A 14,901-nucleotide genomic window follows, 5' to 3' on the forward strand; every position below is an offset into this window, starting at 1 on the left:
GCCCCGGCCGACTTCTTCAGGGGATGCGCCATGCCTTATAAATGGGACTTCAACACCGTCCTGCAGTACTGGGACCTCTTCGCATGGGGGCTGTGGCTGACTTTTGCCTATACGCTCGGCTCGATCGTGGTCGGCGTGGTTATCGGCATGGTCATCTGCTTCGGCCGCCTGTCGCGGTTCCGGCTCATCAGCGGGCTGTCGCGCGCCTACCAGGAAGTGTTCCGCTGCACGCCGCTGCTGGTGCAGTTGATGTGGTTCTACTACGCGTTGCCGCTGTTGATCGGTGTCACCATCGAGAACTATGTGGCGGCCATGCTGACCCTGTCGCTCTATGCGGGCTCGTTCTATTCCGAGATCTTCCGCGGCGGCATCCTCTCGATCGACAAGGGCCAGACCGAGGCCGCCAAGGCCATTGCCATGTCCGACAGGCAGGTGATGTGGCGCATCATCATCCCGCAGGCGTTCAAGCGCGTGCTGCCGTCCTTCATCAACCAGTCGGTCATCCAGTTCAAGAACACCTCGCTGATCTCGGTGATCTCCGTGGGCGAGCTGGCCTATATGGCGGCGGTCGTCAACGGGCAGACCTACCGACCACTGGAAGCCTTCACCATCGTGGCCCTGCTGTACTTCATCGTGCTGTTCCCGATGACCCAGGCCGCCGACTATGTCGAACATCGCATGCGGGTGAGTGACTGATGGACGCGCAAACAATTTCAGGGGAAGCGACCATGCACTCAACCGATGACCAGCCCATCCTGACAGTCCGGGGCCTCACGAAAAGCTACAACAAGCTCCACGTCATCAAGGGCGTCGATCTCGACCTGCATCGCGGCGAGGTATTGGCCATCATCGGCCCATCAGGCTCGGGCAAGTCCACGCTTATCCGCTGCCTCAACCTGCTCGAGATCCCGAGTGCCGGTGAGATCGTCTACAACGGACGCAGCGTGGAAAACCGCTTCCAGTCGCGCGGCGGCAATATCGGCTGTGGCGAACTGCGCCGGCATGTCGGCATGGTGTTCCAGCACTTCAACCTGTTCCCCCACAAGACGGTGATGCAGAATATCTGTGAGGGACCGATCGCCGTGCTCAAGGAACCGCGCGCCGAAGTCGAAGCGCGCGCCATGGAACTGCTTGGCAAGGTCGGCCTCCTGGACAAGCGCGATGCCTATCCCAACCACCTGTCCGGTGGCCAGAAGCAACGCGTTGCGATTGCCCGTGCCCTGGCCATGCGGCCTGACGTACTCTTGCTCGATGAGGTCACCAGCGCCCTTGATCCGGAACTGGTGGGCGAGGTGCTGCAGGTTATCCGCCTTCTGGCGCATGACGGCATGACCATGGCGATCGTCACCCATGAAATGGCCTTTGCTGCCGACGTCGCCGATCGCGTCGCTTTCATAGACGGGGGCGTCATCGCCGAGGTTGGAACGGCCGAAAACGTCATCCGCAATCCATCCAGCGACCGGTTGCGGGCCTTTCTCAGTCGCTTCAATGCGTGATCGGAGCGGGACATGAAGGTCCTCATCATTGGCGGGGGCCGCATCGGCCTGGCAGTTGCAGCGCTGTTGGCGGGAGCCGAGGGCCATGACTCTGAGGTCGCCGATGTGACGCAGGAGGCGTTGGACCAGGCCGCCCGGCGGGGGTTCAAGACTCGTCACCTGGACGCATCGCGTCGCAAGGATTGCGTCGAGGCGCTGGCTGGCTTTGACATTGTGGTCAATGCCGCGCCCACCCGCCTCGCCGCCGGCATTGTCGCGGCAGCCATAGAGGCTGGCGTCCACTATGTGGATAGCGCCGAGGACACGGCTGCGGTCAGCGAGGTTGCGGCGACAGCAGGCCACGGCAAGGTCATTCTGCCGGGTTGCGGATTGTCCCCGGGGCTCGTTGCCAATCTGGCAGTCGAGCTGGTCGACGCGCTCGAGGGACCCATCGACATGGTGGTGCGCGTCGGCGGCCTGCCGGTGCATCCGTCCAACGCCTTCGGCTATGGTCTTTCCTGGGATGTTGACGGCCTCATCGCCGAGTACACCGATCCTTGCGAAGGCATCGTCGAAGGCAAGCGCGTCAGCACAGCGCCCCTGCAGGACTATGAGAGCTTTGTGCTCAATGGTCGTCCCTATGAGGCCTTCAGCACGTCTGGTGGCATGGGCAGTCTCTGCGCGGCGCTGCAGCACAAGGTCCGCAATCTTAGTTTCCGCACCATCCGCTACCCCGGGCACCTGACGCTGGCACGCTTCCTGTTCGAGGATCTCGGACTCAAGCGGCGACGCGACATGCTGCGCACCGTCCTCCGCTTTGGCCTGCCCGACGTGATTCAGGATGTCGTGGTCATCTTCATCAGCGTCCGCGGCTTTCACCAGGGTGTGCCGGCGGAACGCTCCTTCGTCCGCAAGATCTACCACGAGCCGATGCGCAGCCCGTTCCCGGTGTCTGCACTCAGCCACACCTCGGCCGCGCATCTGTGCACCATGATCGACCTGATCCAGGCGGGCAAGATTGAGGCGGGCGGCGTCGCGCGCCACGAAGCGGTCAGCCTGGCGCTCATTCGCCAGAACCGGTTCATGACACCGCTCCTGAACTAGCCTTGGCTTGCCGCCTGCCAAGGGTTGGCAGCCGCGCGCCTTGCTGGTGTTTCGCGTCGAGCGGGTTGGACCGCGTTGCGGCGCTGCCCGGCACGGCATAGGCTCTGGCGCATCGGATCGAGCAATTGAGAGCGCAACCATGCCCCGCCCACCGACCGACGAGCGCTGGCCGGCCGCCAATGGCCTGGCCAGCATTGAAGAGGCCGTGGGGGCCTTCAGCCTGCTGCGCGAGTATTTCGAGGGTGCCATCGTCGTTGATGCGCAGACGCGCATCACCTGGATGGATGGGCGCTATCGTGAACTGCTCAAGCTCAGCCCCAGCTTCGACCCGATCGGCCTGCCCGTCGAAGACGTGATCCCGCATTCCCTGCTGCGGCGCGTGGTGGAGTCGGGGCGCCCCATCCTGCTCGACATTATGAACTTTGATGACCGCCAGTTCGTGGTCTGCCGGATTCCGCTCAAGGACGCCCAGGGCGCAGTCGATGGTGCCATTGGCTTTGTGTTCTACGACAATGTCGACTATCTCGCGCCGATCCTCGACAAGTTCGAATCCCTCCATCGCCAGTTGACCCGTGCTCAGGCGGCGCTGACGCGGGAGCGGCAGACGAAATATTCCCTGTCGAGCTTTGTCGGCCAAAGCGAGCCGGTCAGGGAACTCAAGGCCATGGTCCGCCGCTTCGCGCTGCGCGATGGCGCCGCGTTGATCCTGGGGGAGACCGGCACGGGCAAGGAACTGCTGGCCCACGCCATCCATCAGCAATCGGACCGCGCTGACGGCCCCTTCGTGGCGGTCAATATCGCTGCGGTGCCAGAAGCGCTCCTCGAGGCCGAGTTCTTCGGTGTGGCGCCCGGCGCCTTCACCGGGGCTGATCGCAAGCCGCGCAAGGGCAAGTTCGAGCTGGCCCATGGCGGCACGCTCTTTCTCGATGAAATCGGCGATATGCCGGCCGGCATCCAGGCCAAGTTCCTGCGCGTGCTGCAGGAAGGCGAGATCGAGGCACTGGGGTCCAATACGGTCAAGAAGGTGGATGTCCGCATCATCGCGGCGACGTCGCAGGACCTTGAAGCCAAGATCGCCGACAAGAGCTTTCGCGCCGATCTCTATTATCGCATCGCCGTGCTGACCGTACATGTGCCACCCTTGCGGGACCGCCGCGAGGATATGGCGATGCTCTGCGAGGTGTTGCTGGAGCAGACCATGCGCGCCGCCGATGAGCGTGGCTGGGTTATCACCCCCGAGGCAATTCGCCTGCTGCAGGCGCACGCATGGCCGGGCAATGTGCGCGAACTGCGCAATGTGCTCGAGCGCGCGGCCGCGCTGGCGCCCAGCGAGGTGCTCGACGCCGATGTCATCAATCGCGCCATGCCGCCCGGTTCGGTTCGCCACGGTGGAGCGCCCAGCCGCACTCAGGCGCTGGCCCACACCGTTGCCGACACAGAGCGACAGGCCATCATCGATGCGCTGGCCGCAACCGGCGGGCAGAAATCGGCGGCGGCCCTGCGCCTGGGGGTGTCGCGCAGCCAGTTCTACGAGAAACTCAAGCGCTACAATATCGAGCAGTGACTGTCCGGGCGTCCGGATAGTGTTCGGATATCCGGACACAGGAGCCGGACACGCTGTCGAAAAACCCCGCCAAACCAGCGTTTTTGCACTTGGCACGGAAGTTGAAAGGGAAAGGGCAAAATCAAGCGGATCAAAAAGGTCCGGACCAGGGTGGGGTATGAATAAAAAGCGCGTGGCATTGGTCACAGGCTCGACGACCGGCATCGGCCTGTCGATCGCCAGCAGATTTGCGGCGATGGGCTATGATGTGGCCATCAACAGCTTTGAGCCGGAGCAGACCGTCAGCGCGGCACTGCACGCGGTTGCCGCCAGCGGTGCGACAGTGCGGTATTTTCAGTCTGACCTGGCCGAAAGCGGCGGCGGTTTCGAGCTGGTGGGCGATGTGATTGCCGCCTTTGGTCAGCTCGATATTCTGGTCAACAATGCCGGCATCCAGAAGGTGGCGCCGATCGAGGAGTTTCCGCCGCAGGACTGGCACCGCATCGTCGCGATCAGCCTGGATTCAGCGTTTCATACCATCCGCGCCGCCCTGCCGGGCATGACCACCCGCGGCTGGGGCCGCATCATCAATATTGCTTCCGCCCACGGGCTGCGCGCCTCGCCGTTCAAATCGGCCTATGTGGCCACAAAGCATGCCGTGGTGGGCCTGACCAAAACCGTGGCGCTGGAAACGGCCGAAAAGGGCGTCACTGTAAACGCTATCTGCCCAGGCTATGTCTGGACGCCATTGGTCGCAGCCCAGGTCGCCGATCAGGCCAGGGTCCATGGCATGAGCGAGGAACAGGTGATGCGCGACGTCCTGCTCGCACCCCAGCCGACCCGCCAGTTCGTGCAGCCGGAGGAGATTGCCGAAATGGCCGCCTATCTGTGTGGTGACCTAGCCCGCTCCATTACCGGGAGTGCGATCTCGATCGATGGGGGATGGACAGCCAAATGACTGACACCGGCGCAAACCAGAGCGACGTCATCCTGTCGGCACGCGGCCTCACCAAGCGTTTTGCCGGCTTTGTGGCCGTCAACGGCGTCGACCTCGATATCCGGCGCGGCAGCATTCACGCGTTGATCGGGCCCAATGGCGCGGGCAAGACGACGTGCTTCAATCTCCTGACCAAATTCCTGCAGCCCAGCGCAGGCACCATCACCCTGAACGGACACGACATCACCCGCCAGTCAGCCGCCGATATCGCGCGCCGCGGGCTGGTGCGATCATTCCAGATCTCGGCCGTGTTTCCGCAACTGACGGTGCTCGAGAACGTGCGTATCGCGCTGCAGCGCCGCCGCGGCGACAGCTTCGATTTCTGGCGCTCGCAAAAAGTGCTCTCCGCCTTTGATGACGAGGCCGCGGCGCGGGTCAACGAGGTCGGTCTGTCGCCGCACCTGCATGAGCCGGCTGGCGAACTGAGCTATGGGCGCAAGCGGGCGCTCGAGATCGCCACCACATTGGCGCTGGAGCCCGAAATGCTGCTGCTGGACGAACCCATGGCCGGCATGGCGCAAGCCGATGTGGCGCTGATCTCGGCGCTGATCCGCAAGATTTCCGCCAATCGCACCATCCTGATGGTCGAGCATAATCTGTCGGTGGTGGCGGACCTTTCAGACCACATCACCGTTCTGGCGCGCGGGCAGGTGCTGGCCCAGGGCACCTATGACCAGGTGTCCAGCGACGAGCGCGTGGTTGAAGCCTATATCGGAGCCGGCCATGCGTGAGGCGATTTCCCCTGCCAACGGCGCCACCCCACTGCTCGCCGTGCGTGATCTCCAGGCCTGGTACGATGAGAGCCATGTGCTGCATGGCATCAACTTCGATGTGCGCCCCGGCGAGGTGGTGACCTTGCTCGGTCGCAATGGCGCGGGCAAGACCACGACGCTGCGCGCCATTATGGGCATTGTCGGCAAGCGCAGCGGCTCGGTGCAGTTTGAAGGCAACGAACTGATCGGCCAGCAACCGCGCACCATTGCCAGGCAGGGCATCGCCTTCTGCCCCGAGGAGCGCGGCATCTTCTCCAGCCTCTCGGTGGATGAAAACCTGATGCTGCCACCCGAGGTCAAGCCGGGCGGGCTCACTCGCGAGACGGTGCTCGAGATGTTCCCCAATCTGCGCGAGCGGCTGACCAGCCAGGGCACCAAGCTCTCCGGTGGCGAACAGCAGATGCTCGCCATTGGTCGCATCCTGCGCACCGGCGCCAAATTCCTGCTGCTTGACGAACCCACCGAGGGCCTCGCCCCGGTCATTGTCCAGCAGATCGGCCGCACGTTGATCCAACTGAAAAATCAGGGATTCACCATCGTTCTGGTGGAACAGAATTTCCGCTTCGCGGCCTCGGTTGCGGATCGGCACTACGTGGTCGAGCAGGGACGGGTGATCGACACCATCCCCAACGCCGACCTCGATGCAAACATCGACAAGCTGCACGCCTATCTGGGCGTCTAGCACCAAGCCGCAAGGCACACCTCGGGAGGAGAACCGAACCATGAAACTACCAAGTCTGATCCTGGCGACAGCCGCCAGTCTGCTGATGGCAGGCACCGCCATGGCAACCGATATCAAGATCGGTGTCCTCAATGATCGTTCCGGCGTCTATGCCGATCTGTCGGGCGAAGGTTCGGTGATTGCTGCGCGCATGGCCGTCGAGGATTTCGACGCGGCCACCAAAGGCATCAAAGTCGAGATCGTCTCGGCCGATCACCAGAACAAGCCCGACATTGCCTCCACCATTGCCCGCGAATGGTATGATCAGGACGGCGTCGACATGATCGCCGACGTGCCGACCTCTTCGGCGGCCTTCGCTGTCAATGACGTCACCCGCGACAAGAACAAGATCTTCATGGATTCGGGCGCCGGCTCGGCCGATCTGACCGGGTCCAAATGCTCGCCCAATACCGTGCACTGGACCTACGACACCTGGGCCCTGGCTCATGGCACGGGCAGCGCCATGGTGCAGGAGGGCTTCAAGAAATGGTTCTTCATTACCGCTGACTACGCCTTCGGGCAGGCGCTGGAGAAAGACACCTCGGCCGTGGTCACTGCCGCAGGCGGTGAAGTGGTCGGCGCAGTGCGCCATCCGTTCCCCGGCACCGATTTCTCCTCCTATCTGCTGCAGGCCCAGGCCTCCGGCGCCCAGGTGATCGGTCTGGCCAATGCCGGTGGCGACACCGTCAACACCATCAAGCAGGCCGCCGAGTTCGGCATTACCCAAGCTGGTCAGTCACTGGCCGGGCTGCTGATCTTCATCACCGACGTTCATGCGCTGGGGCTTGAGACGGCCCAGGGGCTGGTGCTGACCGAGGCCTTCTATTGGGACCTCAACGATGACACCCGCGCCTGGTCCAAGCGCTTCGCCGAGCAGAATGGCGGCAACATGCCCACCATGGTGCATGCCGGCGTCTATGCCAGCGTGATGCACTATCTCAAGGCCGTCGAGGCGACCGGCGGCAAGGAAACCGCAGCCCTGATGGACTGGATGAAGGCCAACCCGAGCCAGGACCCGCTGTTTGGCGAAGGTACCATCCGCGCCGATGGCCGGCATGTCCACGACATGTACCTGTTCAAGGTCAAGTCGCCCGCTGAATCCAAGGGCCCCTGGGACTATTACAACCTGATGGCAACCATTCCCGCCGAGGACGCCTTCCGTCCGCTGGCCGAGGGCGGTTGCGATCTGGTCAAGTAATGCCATCGGGCGTTCCGGTCCTGCCGGGGCGCCCAACTATCCAGGCCGAGAGAGAGACCGGGTTTTTCAATGTTTGAGCTTTTGGGGATACCGCCACAGGCCCTGTTCGGCCAGCTGCTGCTGGGGCTGATCAACGGGTCGTTCTATGCGCTGCTGAGCCTGGGGCTCGCCGTCATCTTCGGGCTCCTCAACATCATCAATTTCAGCCATGGCGCTCAGTATATGATGGGGGCCTTCGTGGCCTGGATGCTGATGACCTATGCCGGCATCAACTACTGGTGGGCCCTGCTGATCGTGCCCATCGTCGTTGGCGCCACCGGGGTGGTCATCGAGCGGGTGATGATCGCGCGGCTTTACCACCTCGATCACCTCTATGGCCTGCTGCTGACCTTTGGCCTGGCGCTGATCATCCAGGGCCTGTTCCGCAATCAATATGGCGTCTCCGGGCTGCCCTATTCCATCCCGACAGAACTTTCGGGCGGCACCAACCTGGGCTTCATGTTCCTGCCCAATTACCGCGCGTGGGTCGTGGTGGCGTCGGCCGTCGTCTGTTTCGGCACCTGGTTTGCCATCGAGAAGACCAAGCTGGGCGCCTATCTGCGGGCCGCCACCGAAAATCCCACGCTCGTGGGCGCCTTCGGGATCAATGTGCCCCGCATGATCACCCTGACCTATGGCTTCGGCGTCGCGCTGGCGGCACTGGCCGGCGTCCTCGCCGCGCCGATCTATTCGGTCAATCCCAACATGGGCGCCGACCTGATCATCGTGGTGTTTGCCGTGGTGGTCATCGGTGGCATGGGCTCGATCCTGGGCGCCATTCTGACCGGCTTTGGCCTGGGCATCGTCGAAGGCCTGACCCGCGTCTTTTATCCTGAAGCCTCGTCAGTGGTGATCTTTGTCATCATGGCCCTTGTACTGCTGGTCAAGCCGGCGGGTCTGTTCGGAAGGACTGCGTGATGACCACTCAATCGGAAACCGGCTTGGTCGAGTCCGCCGCTGTCGCCCCAACCGTCGGCACGCCCCGCCACCACATCATCATCTTCTTCACCCTGCTGGTGCTGCTGTTGCTTGCGCCCTTCGTGCTCTACCCGGTCTTTGTCATGAAGGTGCTGTGCTTTGCCCTGTTTGCCAGCGCACTCAACCTGCTGCTGGGCTTTGGCGGCCTGCTCTCTTTCGGCCACGCGGCCTTTTTCGGCTCGGCCAGCTATGTGGCAGCGCATGCCGCCAAGGTCTGGGGGCTCAATCCCGAGATTGCCATTCTCCTGGGGGTCGGGGCGGCGGCGCTGTTGGGGCTCGGCATCGGCGCGCTGGCCATCCGTCGCCAGGGCATCTATTTCGCCATGGTCACCCTGGCCTTTGCGCAGATGGTCTATTTCATTGCCGTCCAGGCGCCCTTCACCGGGGGCGAGGACGGCATTCAGGCGGTGCCGCGCGGCAGGCTGTTCGGCCTGATTGATCTGACTTCGGACCTGACGCTCTATTTCGTCGTGCTGGCCATCGTGGTCGCGGCGCTGCTGGGGATCTATCGCATCATTCACTCGCCCTTCGGGCAGGTGCTCAAGGCGATCCGCGACAACGAGCCCCGTTCGATCTCGCTGGGCTACAAGGTCGATCGCTACAAGCTCGCCGTCTTCGTGATGTCCGCCACGCTGGCGGGCCTGGCCGGCGCCACCAAGGCCATTGTCTTTCAGCTGTCCTCGTTGACCGATGTCTATTGGTCCATGTCGGGTGAAGTCGTGCTGATGACACTGCTGGGCGGCATGGGGACGGTCTTTGGTCCGCTCGTCGGCGCCGCCGCCATCGTCACCATGGAAAACTACCTGGCCGGCTTCGGCGCCTGGGTGACGGTGATCCAGGGTGTGATCTTTGTAGCCAGCGTCATGCTGTTCCGCGAAGGCATAGTCGGCGTCCTCGCCAAATGGCTGAAAAAGCCGCTCTAGCAAGGCGCCACTTTCAATCAGGCACCAGGGAAGGGGCGCCATCGCACCCCGCTCCATGGTGAGCCGAGGTGTGTCAGCACTGCGGCCCTCCATCTCAATGAGATTGCTTCCTGGCCAGCCTCTGCAATGCGGCCTGTCGAGCCTCGGCGAAAGGCGGTCAGCCCGCTCGCGGCCGCCGAAGCGCCAGCATTACCAACTGCACCGGACGACCGAACATCCAAGCCGGTCGATGAGCGTTCCGCCACTCCGCCTGGATCACGGTGGCCGCGCCCTCAGGCGATGCCAAACCGGTCTCTGTAGGCGTTGGGCCCAATGCCGGTGATACGCTGGAACACTTTGCGGAATGCAGCCGGGTCGGAATAGCCCACCTGCCAGGCAATCTGCTCGACCGACTGCCGGGTGGCCTCCAGCTGCTGGCGGGCCAGGGCAATCCGGACCTGCTGGGCATATTCGGTTGGCCGCAGGGTGGTGGCCTTCTTGAACCGGCGCAGGAATGTCCTTTGTTCAAGGCCACTGACAGCCAGCAGCTCTGCCAGATCATGGGCCTGTGCCCCGGTGGCGTGCAGATGATGCTGTGCCCGCAGCACGGCGTCATCTCCGTGATCGAAGCGCGGGTTGAATTGCGCGAAGGCGCTTTGCACCCGCCCGGGTGGGTCGATCAGCAGAAACCGGGCGGTCGCCAGCATGGTGGCGGGCCCCATTAGCTTGCCGACCAACGTCAGGCCCAGATCGGCCCAGGCGAGAATGCCGCCGGCCGTCATCAGATCCCCATCGTCGATCACCATGCGTTCGACGGCCACCTCCACTTCGGGAAACCGATCGGCCAGGGCATTGGCAAAGGCCCAGTGGGTGGTGGCGCGCCGCCCATTCATCAGGCCGGTCTCGGCCACCACGAAGGCGCCGGCACAGATCGAGCAGATCGTTGCGCCGGCGCGATGCTGGTCCAGCAGCCATGTCGATGGGCGCTGCATCGAGGCCATCTTGTCGGGCATGATGATGCTGGGCGGCGCGATGATATGCGATAGCTGGCGGGGCGTTCCGGGATGGCTATCCCAGACGCAGTCGACGGCCTCGCTCGCCTCGCCGCTCCAATGGGTCACCCGGATGGCCGGCTTCAGCCCGCCATCGAGCGGCGCCGCCCAGTCGCCCGCGATGCGGAACAGGTCCGTCAGGCCATAGACTGCCGCCAGTTGCGCACCGGGATAGATCAGCAAGCCGATCTCCGCGACAATTCTGGTGTTCCCGCTCATTTGTCCGTTTTGCCTCGATCAATGTCGTTTCCGCCAAGCGTATGGTGCCGTGTTCGCTGCCATTCTGTCCACATCAAAGGGGCGGCGACGGGCTACCCCACCAGTGAAGGGACAAAAGACATGAGCACGATCACCACCAGCGACGGCACCTCGATCTACTACAAGGACCTCGGCCCCAAGGACGCACAGCCCATCGTGTTCCACCATGGCTGGCCTCTCAGTTCAGACGACTGGGACAACCAGATGCTGTTTTTCCGCCTCAAGGGCTATCGGGTCATTGCCCATGATCGCCGCGGCCATGGCCGCTCGGACCAGACCGATACCGGCAATGAGATGGACACCTATGCCGCCGACGTGGTCGAACTGGCCCGTGCGCTCGACCTGCGCAATGCCATCCATATCGGTCACTCGACGGGCGGTGGCGAAGTGGCCCGCTATGCGGCGCGGGCCGAGCCTGGGCGTGTGGCCAAGGCGGTGCTGATCGGCGCCGTGCCGCCCATCATGCTGCAGACCGAGGCCAATCCCGATGGTCTGCCCAAGGCCGTGTTCGATGGCTTCCGTACGGCCTTGCTGGCCAACCGGGCGCAGTTCTTCCGCGATGTTCCCGCCGGCCCCTTCTACGGGTTCAACCGGGAAGGCGCCGCTGTCAGCCAGGGGCTGATCGACAACTGGTGGCGCCAGGGCATGATGGGCGGCGCAAAGGCCCACTATGACTGCATCACCGCCTTCTCGGAGACCGATTTCACCGAAGACCTCAAGGCTCTCGATATCCCGGTGCTGCTGATGCACGGCGAGGACGACCAGGTTGTCCCGATTGCCAACTCCGCGCACAAGGCCATCAAGCTGCTGCGCAACGGCACGCTCAAGACCTATGAAGGCCTTTCGCATGGCCTGTTTGCCACCCATCCGGACCTGATCAACGCAGATCTGCTGGACTTCATCGTGGCCTGACAGGCCGCCTCCGCATCGTCCCAGGTCAGACCCATGGTCCGACCTGGGAACCGCCGCGCGCGCGGACATTCTCTTTGGCTTTCACTTCTGGCGAGAGGCCAGCAATCGCCCGTTCCTATCCCCAGCGCACGCCGGTGCGGGTCGGTGAGGGTGCTGGCTGGGTCAGCCAGCGACCGAGCAGTTGAAAGCTCCGCCGCGCCTTGCGCATGTGCCAGCGCAGGGTTGTTGCGAGGATTGCGCGCGTGCTCATCGCGAGGCCTCCCACTGCGCTACTGCGTCGGGACCAGCGGGAAAGCGCTGCTGGCCCGTCGTGTCATTGGCGGCCCGCCACACGGCCTCGGCCACATCGATTTCCCGCGTCGTGACACTGGGAACGGCGAAGGCCTCGAAGATAGGCCGCGCGAAATCGGCATAGGCTGGCGGGATCAGGTCGGCGATCGGCAGTTCGACATTGGCGCCGAACTGCGTGGTGGGCGCATAGCCGGGCTCGACCAGCTTGACGCCGATGTCGAAGGCGACGAGCTCCTTGGCCAGCGACCGGGAAAAGCCCTCGATGGCGGTCTTGGTCGCGGTATAGGCCGCGGCAAACGGGGATGGTGACAGCACCACGCTCGACGTGACGTTGACGATGACGCCGCCGCCCTGCTGCCGCATCATGGGCAAAATGGCCTGGATCATGGCCATGACCCCGAATGTATTGGTGTCGAACAGGCGGCGCACCTGCGCCATGGGGGAGGCCTCAAAGGCGCCCACCATGCCAATGCCGGCATTGTTGACCAGCACATCGATGGGGCCGGCAGCCGCCAGGCAGGCAGCGATACTGTCGGCATTGGTGACATCGAGCGGCAGCACGCTTACGCGGTCGGACTGCGGCAACAGGTTTGGCTGCGGCCGGCGCATGGTGGCGATGACCTTCCAGCCCTGCTCGTGGAAGTAGCGGGCCGTTTCCAGGCCATAGCCGGACGAGGTGCCAGTGATCAGAACGGTTTTCATGGGAAATTTCCTTTGGTTGGGATGAGTTTGGGTCAGGGTTCGTTCGGGGATTCAGGCGATGGTCTTGAGGACGCGGTCGAGCCAGGCGCTGCGGGCAGCGCGGGCAGCCGTGGAGACGCCGGCATCGGGGAACATGGCGTCGAAGCCGTGGAAGCCACCGGCCCAGATGTGCAGCTCGGCCTGTCCGCCCGCCGCCCAGATCTTGCTGGCATAGGCGACATCCTCATCGCGGAAGACTTCGGCCGTGCCGGCGTCGATATAGGTGGTCGGGAGGCCTGCCAGATTGGTTTCGAGCGCCGGCGAGATGTAGCTGGAGATCTCGCCCGTCTCACCGGCAAGCACCGCCTGCCAGGCAAACAGGTTCTTCTCGCGCGTCCAGACGCCGGGCTCGCCGGCATATTGCTGGCTGGACGGTGTCGCATTGCGATGGTCCAGCATCGGGCAGATCAGGATCTGCGCAGCAATGGAGGGGCCATTGCGGTCGCGCGCCATCAGCACCGTGCCCGCCACGAGGCCTCCACCGGCGCTGGCGCCGGCCACCACGATCCGATTGGGATCAATGCCGAGCTCCCCGGCATGCATGGCGAGCCACAGCAGCCCCTGGTAGCAGTCCTCCACCAGCGTGGTGCCCGACACTTCGGGGGCCAGCCGATAGTCGATGGTCACCACCACCGCGCCATGCTGGTCGAGCCAGTCGAGCGGGATATCGAGATTGGCGAAGCGATCGCCCATCACCATGCCGCCACCGTGCAGCCAGTAGATGCAGGGGGCATTCTGCACTTGCGCCGAGGGCCGGAGCACGGTGACGGGCAGGCTGGCGCCATCGGCGGCAGTCACCGCGATCTCGCGGCGCTCGAGCGCCCGGCCATTGAGATAGGTGTCGGCGGGCACCGCATACTGGCGCATCTGCACCAAAAGTTCGGGATTGAGATCAACGCCGAGCGGGAAGTCGGCGAGCTTGGTGCTCAGTTCAGGGTCGAGGGCGGGACGGGGAATGGACATGGAAGGCTCCGTTTTGAGGGTGTGGGTATGCGCGCCCGGACATCGACCGGGCGTGAGTTGAGTGGGCAAGGGGAGGTCGGCAGCTAGGCGAGGATGGCTTTGCCACCCACGGGGATGGCGTCGGAGTAGATGGACTCCCCGGCAATCAACGGGGCCAGCTGGGCAACGAAGGTCTGCGCCTCCGGGCTGGCGAAGAATTTTGCGTGTGCGTCCTGGCTGCTCCAGCCTTCTGCAACGCTGACCAGATCGGGATTGCTGGCCGAGCGGCTGACCAGGAACACCAGGCAGTCATCATTGCCCAGCGACGGGGCGGCCAGAAGAAGCGCGACAAGGGCGTCGCCCTGGCCAGGGTGAGCGGGAATGGCGGCGTGAAAGCCGTGTTGGATCGTCATGGGGTTTTTCCTTGATAGAGTGGGTAAATTGCGCAGCACGGGGTCCCATGCTGCTGGGGCGTGTGGTCAGCCCTGCTGTGGCAGGACGCCCAACTGCTGCAGGACCGTCATCGTGTCCGGCCAGATCCAGAGCTCTGCGACCTTGCCATCGGCAATGCGGAAGACCCCGGCACCCGTTGCGGACAGCACGCCGCTGGGCCCCATGGCCCCGAGATAGGGTGCCGACTGCGTTCCCTCATAGCGGCCCCGATAGGAGACCTTGTCCCCTTCAGCGATCAGCTCGACGATCGGGTGGGTGAGGTTCGGCACAGCGGTGACAAGCCCGACCGAGAATTCGCGCGCAGCGTTGATGTCCATGTCCGGCGAGCCGGCAATATGCAGCACGAAGTCCGGCGTCACCCATTCGGCGGGCGGGGACTTCTGAGCATCAAGGCCTTCGAAGTAGTGGCGGGCGATCTGCTTGTTCTGTTCAGACATGATGGTCTCCGGTGGTTCAGATCCGGCGGGCCCTGTCGTCCGCCGATGACTGCACTGAACCACCGGTGGATGCTCCGGCGTTAGG

General features: G+C 63.7%; 17 protein-coding genes. 11 read left to right on the top strand and 6 right to left on the bottom strand.

From position 1 onward, the window contains the following. The first annotated feature begins 30 nt into the window (after nt 1-30). The 10 genes from K1177_RS03110 (at nt 31) to K1177_RS03155 (ending at nt 9,751) form a co-directional block, all read left to right on the top strand. Complete coding sequence (locus tag K1177_RS03110) at nt 31-696, top strand: amino acid ABC transporter permease (protein WP_224701863.1); 666 nt, start codon at nt 31-33, stop codon at nt 694-696. Nucleotides 697-728: 32 nt separating this feature from the next. Continuing rightward, nucleotides 729-1,496, top strand: a complete 768-nt coding sequence (locus tag K1177_RS03115; RefSeq protein ID WP_224701864.1) for an amino acid ABC transporter ATP-binding protein — start codon at nt 729-731, stop codon at nt 1,494-1,496. 12 nt (nt 1,497-1,508) lie between these two features. Beyond that, entirely contained in the window at nt 1,509-2,579 is a 1,071-nt protein-coding gene (locus K1177_RS03120; protein ID WP_224701865.1) for a saccharopine dehydrogenase family protein, read from the top strand. Nucleotides 2,580-2,718: 139 nt separating this feature from the next. Then, nucleotides 2,719-4,143: a sigma-54 interaction domain-containing protein gene (locus K1177_RS03125; protein WP_224701866.1), complete on the top strand. Its 1,425-nt coding sequence runs from the start codon at nt 2,719-2,721 to the stop codon at nt 4,141-4,143. Between the two features lie 157 nt (nt 4,144-4,300). Beyond that, nucleotides 4,301-5,080 carry a 3-hydroxybutyrate dehydrogenase gene (locus K1177_RS03130; protein ID WP_224701867.1) on the top strand — a complete coding sequence of 260 codons (780 nt, stop codon included), beginning with the start codon at nt 4,301-4,303 and terminating at the stop codon, nt 5,078-5,080. Next, on the top strand, nt 5,077-5,850 hold the full coding sequence (locus K1177_RS03135) for an ABC transporter ATP-binding protein (protein ID WP_224701868.1): 774 nt from the start codon (nt 5,077-5,079) through the stop codon (nt 5,848-5,850). The genes K1177_RS03130 and K1177_RS03135 overlap by 4 nt, the downstream gene beginning before the upstream one ends. Beyond that, entirely contained in the window at nt 5,843-6,574 is a 732-nt protein-coding gene (locus K1177_RS03140) for an ABC transporter ATP-binding protein (protein ID WP_224701869.1), read from the top strand. The genes K1177_RS03135 and K1177_RS03140 overlap by 8 nt, the downstream gene beginning before the upstream one ends. A 40-nt stretch (nt 6,575-6,614) precedes the next feature. Next, on the top strand, nt 6,615-7,811 hold the full coding sequence (locus tag K1177_RS03145; protein WP_224701870.1) for an ABC transporter substrate-binding protein: 1,197 nt from the start codon (nt 6,615-6,617) through the stop codon (nt 7,809-7,811). A gap of 69 nt (nt 7,812-7,880) precedes the next feature. Then, nucleotides 7,881-8,768, top strand: coding sequence for a branched-chain amino acid ABC transporter permease (locus K1177_RS03150; protein WP_224701871.1), 888 nt, complete (start codon nt 7,881-7,883; stop codon nt 8,766-8,768). Beyond that, nucleotides 8,768-9,751, top strand: coding sequence for a branched-chain amino acid ABC transporter permease (locus tag K1177_RS03155; RefSeq protein WP_224701872.1), 984 nt, complete (start codon nt 8,768-8,770; stop codon nt 9,749-9,751). Before K1177_RS03150 ends, K1177_RS03155 begins: the two co-directional genes overlap by 1 nt. A 272-nt stretch (nt 9,752-10,023) precedes the next feature. On the opposite strand, the gene K1177_RS03160 is transcribed toward K1177_RS03155, so the two are convergent. Next, entirely contained in the window at nt 10,024-10,965 is a 942-nt protein-coding gene (locus K1177_RS03160) for a GlxA family transcriptional regulator (protein ID WP_224701873.1), read from the bottom strand. Between the two features lie 156 nt (nt 10,966-11,121). On the opposite strand from K1177_RS03160, the gene K1177_RS03165 reads away from it, so the two are divergent. Further along, nucleotides 11,122-11,952 carry an alpha/beta fold hydrolase gene (locus K1177_RS03165; RefSeq protein ID WP_224701874.1) on the top strand — a complete coding sequence of 277 codons (831 nt, stop codon included), beginning with the start codon at nt 11,122-11,124 and terminating at the stop codon, nt 11,950-11,952. Nucleotides 11,953-12,067: 115 nt separating this feature from the next. On the opposite strand, the gene K1177_RS18345 is transcribed toward K1177_RS03165, so the two are convergent. The 5 genes from K1177_RS18345 to K1177_RS03185 form a co-directional block, all read right to left on the bottom strand. Beyond that, nucleotides 12,068-12,202, bottom strand: a complete 135-nt coding sequence (locus K1177_RS18345) for a hypothetical protein (RefSeq protein WP_263574766.1) — start codon at nt 12,200-12,202, stop codon at nt 12,068-12,070. After that, nucleotides 12,199-12,945: an SDR family oxidoreductase gene (locus tag K1177_RS03170; protein ID WP_224701875.1), complete on the bottom strand. Its 747-nt coding sequence runs from the start codon at nt 12,943-12,945 to the stop codon at nt 12,199-12,201. Before K1177_RS03170 ends, K1177_RS18345 begins: the two co-directional genes overlap by 4 nt. Before the next feature lie 51 nt (nt 12,946-12,996). Then, nucleotides 12,997-13,947 (bottom strand): alpha/beta hydrolase, encoded by a 951-nt coding sequence (locus tag K1177_RS03175; RefSeq protein ID WP_224701876.1) that lies wholly within the window; start codon nt 13,945-13,947, stop codon nt 12,997-12,999. An 83-nt stretch (nt 13,948-14,030) separates the two neighbouring features. Then, the gene (locus K1177_RS03180; RefSeq protein ID WP_224701877.1) at nt 14,031-14,339 is read right to left on the bottom strand and encodes a putative quinol monooxygenase; all 309 of its coding nucleotides are present in this window, start codon (nt 14,337-14,339) and stop codon (nt 14,031-14,033) included. Nucleotides 14,340-14,405: 66 nt separating this feature from the next. After that, nucleotides 14,406-14,816 (bottom strand): ester cyclase, encoded by a 411-nt coding sequence (locus K1177_RS03185; RefSeq protein WP_224701878.1) that lies wholly within the window; start codon nt 14,814-14,816, stop codon nt 14,406-14,408. Nucleotides 14,817-14,901 lie beyond the last annotated feature (85 nt).

Origin of the sequence: Devosia aquimaris, from assembly GCF_020169335.1 — a bacterium.
GTDB lineage: Bacteria > Pseudomonadota > Alphaproteobacteria > Rhizobiales > Devosiaceae > Devosia > Devosia aquimaris.